This window comes from Paenibacillus sp. MER 180, from assembly GCF_023713665.1.
Classification (GTDB): domain Bacteria; phylum Bacillota; class Bacilli; order Paenibacillales; family Paenibacillaceae; genus Paenibacillus_B; species Paenibacillus_B suaedae.
Map to the genome: position 1 here is coordinate 503,823 of NZ_JAMAVT010000002.1, position 8,603 is coordinate 512,425.

Consider the following 8,603-nt stretch of genomic DNA (forward strand, 5'->3'; position numbering starts at 1 on the left):
TAAATAGTAGAGAATGATGATCATCGAGTACATTGCTCACGAAATGGCCTTGCAATGGTGACGAATTCGGCACACTTCGATATTTTTGCGATCCGTACATGCAAAATATGCTTATATAGGGGTATAACGTTTGTAGATGATTGACATTTCTTAATCAATTATGTGGAGGCGAATGACATGAAGAAGATGAAAATAGGCGCAGCTGCATTAGCTGCCATGCTGCTGGCTGTATCTCTTGCTGGCTGCGGTTCGGCGAAAGATTCCGCCAAAGAGTTGGAGGGGACGGCTACTTCCTCTGAAGGGACAGGTGCGGTAACCATTAAGGCAACGAATTATAAATTCGAACCTGGAACCATTAAGGTGAAGAAGGGCGATAAGGTGAAGCTGACGCTGAGCAATAAGCAGGGTCTGCACGGTTTGAAGCTGGAGGACTACAACGTAGAACTGCAGGAAGACGGCGCAACTGCCGAGTTCACAGCAGATAAGGCGGGTACATTTGAGTTCCATTGTTCGATCATGTGCGGTTCTGGCCATGATGGAATGAAGGGCGAGCTTGTTGTTGAAGAGTAAAGCTAGGGATGAATAAGACGGATCGCATGATGGCGATTGTACTGGAGCTGCAGCGCAGAGGTACGCTGCGTGCAGAAGATCTGGCATCTGTATTCGAGACGAGTGTCCGTACAATCTATCGCGATATTCAGGCGCTCTGTGAAGCAGGGGTTGCGATCATCGGAGCTCCCGGCCAAGGATACTCGCTCATGGATGGCTATTTTCTGCCACCTGTTCATTTTACAGCGGAGGAAGCAGAGGCGATTTTGCTTGGCGTAGATTATATGGAGCAGCAGTTCGGAAGGGCTCATGAAGATACGATACAGGCCGTTCGGCGCAAGCTTGAATCAGTCATGCCACAGTCGGTACGGCAGGATACGGAACGGATGCGCTCTTCCTTGAAGCTCATTGCCCATTCTGCGCATGCAGAAGGACTTGCTCTGCTGCGGCGTGCTGTAATGGAGGAGCGAAGTGTGCGCTTCCGCTATGTGAAGCCTGTTCAAGGGGACGATGGCCGTAGAGAACATATTCGCAAGGTAGATCCCTACGGGATTGTGCATATCAAAGGAACATGGTCGATGGTGGCTTATTGTCATCTTAGACAGGGACTTAGACATTTCCGACTTAGTCGAATACAGGATTTAGAACTGCTCGATGAATCATTCACTCGTCCGCCCGACTTCTCCCTACAGTCCTATCAGCCGACAGATGATCGCCAGCTCCTTGTACGTGTGCTTCTGCATGCCGCTGCGGCTGAGCGTGTGAAGGAGCAGGGATATTTCTTTATCGATACCATGGAGGAACATCCAGAAGGGGCACTTGTGACATTGCGAGTGAGACAGCCCGAAGATGTGATTGGATGGATTCTAGGTTGGGGTTCGGCAGCGGTTGTATTGGAACCGGAGTCGCTTACAGAGCTTGTCCGCCTTGAGGCAGAAAAAATATTGCAGCAGTTAAAACGCTACTGACATACTGTTGTCAGTAGCGTTCGCGTATAGTAGGGGTATATTCGTTCGAAGGGAGCTTTACTAATGACAAATATGACCCCGCATCAGTCACTGTTAAGCCTGGAGGAATCAGTTAAGCAGGTTGTGCAAGAGCTTGATCTTTACAGTATGGAGGAGATTACACGTAAGCCAAGCGAGGAGGAGTGGTCGCTCGGGCAGGTCTATATGCATTTGATCCGCTCTGCGCTCTTTATGCATCTCCGTCAGGTGGAAGTGTGCCGCGACATGACTGTAGATGCAGCTGGCAATGACCAGTTGGAGAAGACGCATCAGGGCAGTATGGCCTTTGCGGCTGGGAGCATTCCTCCTATTCGTGTGAAGGTGCCAGCCTCTCCAGAATATACGCCACCTCAGCCTGCCAGCAAGGAGGAGGTTGTAGAAGGCATGCAGGCAGTACTGCGACGCATGAACGAGCTTGAACCTGTTATTGCCTCGATTCCAGAGCATCATAGAACGATGCATCCAGGCTTCGGCTACTTGAGTGCGATGGAATGGTACTTGCTTGTGGATATGCACTTCCGTCACCATGCTCTGCAGCGGGGACGCCTGGCGGAATTTCTCCGGGGAACTCCATCAGCCTCGTATTGAATTAGCATCGGAGTATCGGATGCTCTAAGGTGCGCGATTGCGAGATGAAGGAGCATGGCGTGATACTGCTATATGCTAGCGATAGGTTTATAGCGTAAATAAGGTAGGGGGGACGCTGTCTGGTGTCTCCTCTTGGTGCTGCTCGCTTATCTGCTCGATACAGGAGGGATCGTCCACTCGTGTATTCCCCACCTTAGCGCTGACAGGGTAGACCTCCATTAGCTTAGACGGATAGGGAAGGAGAACGGATTGAAGCTTCCCAGTGTCGGTCATTCGGCGATCAAGCCAGAATGACAGCTGATCCTCTGGTAAAATAACCGGCATTCGATCATGAATCGGCTCCATCAGCTCGTTCGGAGTCGTCGTGATGATCGTGCAGGTGCTGATCTTCTCCCCATTGGGATTGACCCATGTGTCATATAATCCTGCCATATTGAAAATACCGCCATCAGTGCGTCTAATACGCATAGGCTGCTTCTTTCCATCTGGATTTCGTTTCCATTCATAGAAGCTGTCTGCTGGTATAATGCACCGCTTCCGCTGGAATGGGAGGCGGAAGGCGGGCTTGTCCCGAACGGTTTCGGCGCGCGCATTAATTGTTCGTGCAGCGAACTTCTCGTCCTTCGCCCAAGCTGGAATGAGGCCCCACTTAAGCGGTCCAAGCCGCAGCTTCGTACCATCATGAATCAGGGCAGGTACTTGCTGGCTCGGCGCAATATTGTAGCGCGGCTCATGGAAGGGCACGAGGGCTCCTGAATCAAGCAGATAGTGCGCCATTAGCTGTTCAATGGTTACGGTTAATGTATATCGTCCACACACGTTACGTCTTCCTCTCTTGTCCGTTCTATCCTATGGTGATCTCATCATATCACATTCTCTTCCTTCCCGTGAGGTGATCCCTCAGTCACATGCAACGACTTAAACTTTACATACATTCAGCGTGAATTTGGATTTATACGCAATCCGCAGTAGATCCTCACCTGCTCGACGCCATTCGATCCGAATTTTCAAAATCTCCCTGTTGAAAAGAGAATGTACGTTCGGTATTCTGAGTATATAAGAACAAACGTTCTCAGTGGGGTGAAGGGTGTATGGATGGCAAACCGAATAAATCATGAGAACGAGTTATTATGTTGGCAGATTGTCAATCGTTCTATGCGAGTGTGGGGAAGGTTTCACACCCTGAATACAAGGATCGTCTGCTAGTAGTAGGCGATCCTGCTCGTCGTGCTGGCATCGCACTGGCAGCTTGCCCTACAACTAAGAAGCATGGTGTCATACAGCGGCTCGGCTTGGCTAAGCCATTAGTAAATGTGCAGACCTTATTGTTGTTCAGCCCCGTATGGATGAACAGCATTTGGATATGGCGGGCAGCCTATTACTTGCATAACGAATGTATGTTCGGCATACAATAGGAATATACGTTCTTATTTTGTGGTTGTGTATGTGTATGTGATTGTGTATGTAATATGATTTATAACTATTGGAGGGCTTTAGTGTGAGTCAGAAAAGGGAAAGGGTAATATTTTTGGCCGATTGCGAAAGCTTCTACGCAAGTGTAGAAAAAGCAGATCATCCAGAATATCAAAATAAAGCAGTAGCAGTAGCTGGTGACCCTACACGTCGTTCAGGGATTATTCTGGCCGCGTGCCCGATCGCTAAAAGTTTTGGTGTGACGTCAGCCGAACGGTTGGGTGAAGCACTCAAGAAATGCCCCGATCTCATCATTATGCGTCCTCGTATGCAGCATTATATCGATGTTTCATTGATGATTACTCAGATTTATGAAGAGTTTACGGATTTGGTTGAAGTGTTTAGTATTGACGAACAATTTTTGGATGTGACAGCCAGTCAATCCATTTTTGGTGATCCAATCACCATTGCGAAGGAAATCCAGAAACGGGTAATGCTCCAGACAGGGGTGCGGATTCGAATCGGGATCGGTACCAATAAAATATTGGCTAAGACGGCAACGGATATTTGGGCCAAAAAAAATAAAAGCGGTATTTTTACTTTGCATCCATCCGACGTTCCCACCATGCTGTGGAAAGAGCCCGTTCATAAAATGTTCGGTGTTGGATCTCGAATGTGCAAGCATTTTGCGAAACTAGGGATCGTTACGATTGGGGATATTGCGAGAACTCCATTGCCCCAGCTCAAAAATAAATTTCGAGCTCGATTCGGCAAACAGTCGGATATTCATGCCGAGGTGATGTGGCGAACTGCGAACGGCTTGGATGATAGTCCGGTAACACCGGGTACATTTCAAACACCTCCCAAATCGATTGGTCACATGATGACCCTGCCCAGGGATTATGTGCATTCTACGGAGATCGATACTATCCTGTTGGAGTTGACGGAGGAAGTCTGCCGAGATTGTCGGATAAAAGGGTATATGGGCTGGGTCGTAACCGTAAGCTGCATGTGCAGCCCGTATGAAGCGCCCACAGGATTCTCACGCCAAATGAAAATGCCGGATCCGACGAATCATACAAATAAAGTATTTGATATGGTCAAGCGAATTTTTTATCAATATTGGGATCGAATGCCTGTACGTCGTGTAGGTGTTATGCTAAGCACATTGGAAGATGACCAGCAGTATCAACTAACGCTCTTTGAAGATCAAGTCAGAGCTAGAGCGCTGGATAAGGTGACGGATATGATTAAGGATCGATATGGCAATGCGGCAATTATCAGAGCTTCTTCTCTTACCTATGCAGGTCAAGCGGTAGAGAGATCCCTGAAAATCGGGGGGCATTATAAATGAGTAAAAAGCTCGAGAAGAATGGTCTTTGGGAGTCCAGCCGGATGATGTTACCGCAACATCGGGAGGCTCTGTTGAGAAGGCATAGTGATACGTCAAGCGGGGAGTTAAACCAGCCAAAGAGGGAAGATATTGAATTAATGCGCGATTATGTTCTACTTTCGGTGATGTGTACGATGGTAACTAAGAAAATTCACGAAATGAAGGGATCCTCTGAGACATTGAAATCTCTGTATACCAAGGCTGCTCAAATCCTTGCAAATGATATCTCTACCGACCTGTCCAAAAGAAGACAGGAGATGTTGAAAAAAGAAATTCGTATTGTAGATGAAGAGAAGCATGATAGTACAATGATATTACACTATGCGTACCATGGCTATGAGGATAGCTTTCATATAACGAAAGAGTACATGAAGATGGAGATAAGCAGAAGGTTAGCTCGATACACGGATAGACTTACTACTAAATTAAGCAACTTAGTTGAAATAGAGCCGCGATATTAATCGAGTCAAGAGAAAAAGAAAGAGAGCAGCATTGAGAACGCCTCGGTGTTTGACTTCTAAGTATGACAAAGCCATAACGAAGAATGCCAATTTCCCCAACTCGGGACTGGTTAGCCTGTTGAGAAATCCTCAACAGGCTTTTTATCTTTTCCATTGTGTATTCATCCACAGCGTTAATAGAGAATAGACTCCAACAATCGAAAGTTCGGGGATGCAGTGAATTCTGCGGGCTGTCTCATTGACGATGCTGGGCAAGCACGTGAGATCAGAAATGCCCCTTAGCAAGCATCAGAAGAGCGGCTGCTCCGTCCTTGTTAAGGGGCATTGTTCTGAGGAATTGGATAAGATGAGGCAGCGGTGAATATGGGCTGTAAACCTATTGGTGCCGAGTAAGGGGACTGCCCATACTTGTGGCTGGATTCGAAGCTTGGGAGGCGGCAATGTTCAAGTAAGCCTGCATGCGGTTCTTCACCTCTGCACGAATTAAGCCGCGCAGCATGTAGAACGAATGTTGATAGCCTCGGCATACGTATTGGACACGAATCCCATGTTCAAGCCGTTCCTCCTCATATACTTTAATGCCGCGGTTGCGAAACTGTTTGCGCAGGCGGTACAGATTGAGAGAAGCATTATCTTGTGCTTGTCTTAGACATTGTGTGTAAATGTCGGACATCTTCAAATTAGAGGCTCCAATCCGTTCAATGTCACGTTCCAGCACATCCAAGATTAGCGTTTGAATAATATATTGCTTGACAATGTAGGCATCTTCTCCGTTGTGGGGGGGAGAGCCGTTCGATGCGAATGGTGTACCCATGCGCGTTCTTCCTCCTTGTATATATCGCGTGTATGCCATATGCATGGCCTCATGTCGTGTGAGGCATGAGATATCTATTTAAAAAGAGCAGATAGAGAACTCTTGTTCTCATTATATCCATAATACCGAACAAATATTCGTATTTCAACAACCAAACGTGGTCAAAAGGGTGAGAAATCGGTACAATAGGTACAACATACGTGCGAATGCGGCAGCATTCATAGACGGAACGGCAATTAGGGGGGCAGCCAAAAATGATTATGACACTGCATCGGGGAGAAGTTTTATTTCGACAAGGAGATCCAGGAACGTATTTGTACCGCATTATAAGCGGGCTGTGCAAGGTTACACGCCTGCATGAGAACGGCAATATTATTTTGTTCAACCTCGTATACACGGGCGAAATCGTCCCGCATCATTCCTTAATCACGCCGAAGGAATGTCACGGAACAGCGATCGCGATGGTTAAGACGGTCGTGGAACGGATTCCGGCTGAGGAGTGGTATGAAGGCTTGCGGCAGCAGCCGGACAAGGCGCTGGATGTTGCGAAGCTGCTTCAAGATAAGCTGCGTTTCATGCAGCAGCGCATTGATCATTTGACTATCGGGACACCGAGTGAACGACTAGAGCTGTTGTCAGCATGGCTGAGAAGCTATGCGGATACGATGCCTATTACCGAATTATTGACACAAGAAGAAATCGGCCAATTTATTGGTGTGCGGCGGGAAACGGTAAATCGGCTTCTTCGTCAGGGTCAGATATAGGATGGGATTTCAAATGCCACCCAAGTGTGCTTTAATAGAAGGATCATTTTGAATCCTGTAATCATATCGGAGGGCTATATGTTGCTTGAGACGAAACGTTGTACACTTACCAAGCTGCAAGCAAGTGACTATGATAACGTAAGACGGCTGTATGTGAACGAGGAGGTACGCAAATATCTGGGCGGGGCATGGACAGAGGAAGAGGCGATTACAGGCAGCTTCCGCAGAATGCTTGCTTCTCAGGAAGGAACCCCGTTCTGGATCATTAGAGAAAAGCAAACGAATGCGTTTATCGGGTTGATTTCTCTAGATACGCACCATGATGGCGTCAGTACGGAGGTATCTTATGAGCTGCTGCCTGAATGGTGGGGCTCTGGATATGCGGCAGAGACAGTTACAGCAGTGATTGATTACGCATTTCGCGAACTAGGATTGCCTGAAGTGATCGCCGAAACACAAGCTGCGAACAAGGCCTCATGCAGGCTCTTGGAACGAATCGGCATGAGCTTCCGGGATACGGTGCAAAGATTTGGCGAACAGCAAGCGATATACGGCATCACCAACAGAGAGATCGTATCGTAAGCGACAGAAACGGAGCTCAACACTCGTTCTTTATTATTTGACATTCAATCCTATAGCGCCAATAAAGCCAAGGTGTACAGAAAATCAGATCTGTCACATCTTGGCTTAAATTATGTACATGGGACATTCCTACTCTCACATACAAGTAAGAGATCGAGTAAATGCGAACATGAATGCAAGGAGGAGTAAAGAGTGTCATGGAACACGAATTACAGCGAAATTTAGCTTCAGAAGATCTGCCTCCGGTTGGACAGCAAGAGAGAAGCGGCTGTTGTCCGACGGAACAGGCTGTGCCGCAGGAGCGTGTATATTTCCCGTTCCGAAGTCCGTGTGACCCCTGTCCGCCACTGCCTTATTCCGTCTTTGTTGTACCCATCAACCAATTCATCACGTTCCAGCCGCCTAATCTCCCACAGTTCCCACCTGCGCAGGCACTACGCTGTGGAACCTTATGGCCTGCCCTATACAGCCCGTACCATTCCCGCAGAAACCAGCGAGGGGAGGAAGAAGCTTGACGATGAGTGTACATCCTTATCAAACCGAGGAATACCGCAGAAGCTTGGAACAGCTGCAAGTAATCGACTTCGTATTATTGGAGCTGAATCTGTACTTGGACACTCATCCTGGAGATCTGCAGGCGATTCAGCAGTTCAATTACTACGTCAGTGAGCGAATGAAGGTTGCCCATCAGTTCCAAGAGCAGTATGGCCCGCTTATGAACTTCGGCCATTCTTATTCGGGCTGTCCATTTACATGGGCTACCACGCCTTGGCCATGGCAGATTTAGCAGTGTGTCGTCAGGCGGCAAATAACTTGATGGACAGGAGGGGACGCGGGATTGTGGATCTATGAGAAGAAGCTGCAGTATCCAGTGCGTGTTAGCAAGTGTGATCCTCGCATGGCGAAGCTGTTGATGGAGCAATATGGGGGAGCGGATGGAGAGCTGGCAGCGGCGCTGCGCTACTTGAACCAACGGTATACGATACCAGATAAAGTAATTGGGTTGTTGACGGATATTGGGACCGAGGAATT

At 47.9% G+C, this 8,603-nt stretch carries 12 protein-coding genes and 1 pseudogene; 11 read left to right on the plus strand and 2 right to left on the minus strand.

The window, feature by feature from the left end; translation table 11 throughout:
* The first annotated feature begins 177 nt into the window (after positions 1 to 177).
* From M3661_RS04945 to M3661_RS04955, 3 genes are all read left to right on the plus strand, one after another.
* Complete coding sequence (locus tag M3661_RS04945; RefSeq protein WP_021256640.1) at positions 178 to 570, plus strand: cupredoxin domain-containing protein; 393 nt, start codon at positions 178 to 180, stop codon at positions 568 to 570.
* 8 nt (positions 571 to 578) lie between these two features.
* Positions 579 to 1,517, plus strand: coding sequence for a helix-turn-helix transcriptional regulator (locus M3661_RS04950; protein ID WP_251482702.1), 939 nt, complete (start codon positions 579 to 581; stop codon positions 1,515 to 1,517).
* A gap of 63 nt (positions 1,518 to 1,580) precedes the next feature.
* Positions 1,581 to 2,144: a DinB family protein gene (locus tag M3661_RS04955; protein WP_083189032.1), complete on the plus strand. Its 564-nt coding sequence runs from the start codon at positions 1,581 to 1,583 to the stop codon at positions 2,142 to 2,144.
* An 87-nt stretch (positions 2,145 to 2,231) separates the two neighbouring features.
* Here the strand turns inward: M3661_RS04955 and M3661_RS04960 are convergent, their stop codons facing one another.
* The gene (locus tag M3661_RS04960; RefSeq protein ID WP_251482704.1) at positions 2,232 to 2,963 is read right to left on the minus strand and encodes an SOS response-associated peptidase; all 732 of its coding nucleotides are present in this window, start codon (positions 2,961 to 2,963) and stop codon (positions 2,232 to 2,234) included.
* Between the two features lie 311 nt (positions 2,964 to 3,274).
* Here M3661_RS04960 and M3661_RS04965 point away from each other — a divergent pair.
* From M3661_RS04965 to M3661_RS04975, 3 genes and pseudogenes are all read left to right on the plus strand, one after another.
* Positions 3,275 to 3,528, plus strand: a pseudogene (locus M3661_RS04965) (Y-family DNA polymerase); the annotation flags it as partial.
* Between the two features lie 114 nt (positions 3,529 to 3,642).
* The gene (locus M3661_RS04970) at positions 3,643 to 4,911 is read left to right on the plus strand and encodes a DNA polymerase IV (protein WP_021256635.1); all 1,269 of its coding nucleotides are present in this window, start codon (positions 3,643 to 3,645) and stop codon (positions 4,909 to 4,911) included.
* Positions 4,908 to 5,411, plus strand: a complete 504-nt coding sequence (locus M3661_RS04975; RefSeq protein WP_021256634.1) for a YhjD family protein — start codon at positions 4,908 to 4,910, stop codon at positions 5,409 to 5,411. Before M3661_RS04970 ends, M3661_RS04975 begins: the two co-directional genes overlap by 4 nt.
* A 376-nt stretch (positions 5,412 to 5,787) precedes the next feature.
* On the opposite strand, the gene M3661_RS04980 is transcribed toward M3661_RS04975, so the two are convergent.
* A complete protein-coding gene (locus tag M3661_RS04980) occupies positions 5,788 to 6,225 on the minus strand; it encodes a YhjD family protein (protein WP_251482705.1) in 438 nt (145 codons plus the stop codon).
* Positions 6,226 to 6,479: 254 nt separating this feature from the next.
* Between M3661_RS04980 and M3661_RS04985 the strand changes: the two genes are divergently transcribed.
* From M3661_RS04985 to M3661_RS05005, 5 genes are all read left to right on the plus strand, one after another.
* The gene (locus M3661_RS04985) at positions 6,480 to 6,989 is read left to right on the plus strand and encodes a Crp/Fnr family transcriptional regulator (protein WP_251482707.1); all 510 of its coding nucleotides are present in this window, start codon (positions 6,480 to 6,482) and stop codon (positions 6,987 to 6,989) included.
* A 48-nt stretch (positions 6,990 to 7,037) separates the two neighbouring features.
* Positions 7,038 to 7,571, plus strand: a complete 534-nt coding sequence (locus tag M3661_RS04990) for a GNAT family N-acetyltransferase (protein WP_311279529.1) — start codon at positions 7,038 to 7,040, stop codon at positions 7,569 to 7,571.
* 197 nt (positions 7,572 to 7,768) lie between these two features.
* Entirely contained in the window at positions 7,769 to 8,086 is a 318-nt protein-coding gene (locus M3661_RS04995; protein WP_083189033.1) for a spore coat associated protein CotJA, read from the plus strand.
* A gap of 2 nt (positions 8,087 to 8,088) precedes the next feature.
* The gene (locus M3661_RS05000; protein WP_065290343.1) at positions 8,089 to 8,358 is read left to right on the plus strand and encodes a spore coat protein CotJB; all 270 of its coding nucleotides are present in this window, start codon (positions 8,089 to 8,091) and stop codon (positions 8,356 to 8,358) included.
* A 51-nt stretch (positions 8,359 to 8,409) separates the two neighbouring features.
* Positions 8,410 to 8,603 (plus strand): manganese catalase family protein (locus M3661_RS05005; protein ID WP_251482709.1); only part of this gene is annotated, 194 nt, incomplete at its 3' end.

Coding starts and splice junctions, on each gene's coding strand:
- M3661_RS04945 (WP_021256640.1), top strand. CDS start 178: ATGAAGAAGATGAAAATAGGCGCAGCTGCATTAGCTGCCATGCTGCTG.
- M3661_RS04950 (WP_251482702.1), top strand. CDS start 579: ATGAATAAGACGGATCGCATGATGGCGATTGTACTGGAGCTGCAGCGC.
- M3661_RS04955 (WP_083189032.1), top strand. CDS start 1,581: ATGACAAATATGACCCCGCATCAGTCACTGTTAAGCCTGGAGGAATCA.
- M3661_RS04975 (WP_021256634.1), top strand. CDS start 4,908: ATGAGTAAAAAGCTCGAGAAGAATGGTCTTTGGGAGTCCAGCCGGATG.
- M3661_RS04980 (WP_251482705.1), bottom strand. CDS start 6,225: ATGGGTACACCATTCGCATCGAACGGCTCTCCCCCCCACAACGGAGAA.
- M3661_RS04985 (WP_251482707.1), top strand. CDS start 6,480: ATGATTATGACACTGCATCGGGGAGAAGTTTTATTTCGACAAGGAGAT.
- M3661_RS04995 (WP_083189033.1), top strand. CDS start 7,769: ATGGAACACGAATTACAGCGAAATTTAGCTTCAGAAGATCTGCCTCCG.
- M3661_RS05000 (WP_065290343.1), top strand. CDS start 8,089: ATGAGTGTACATCCTTATCAAACCGAGGAATACCGCAGAAGCTTGGAA.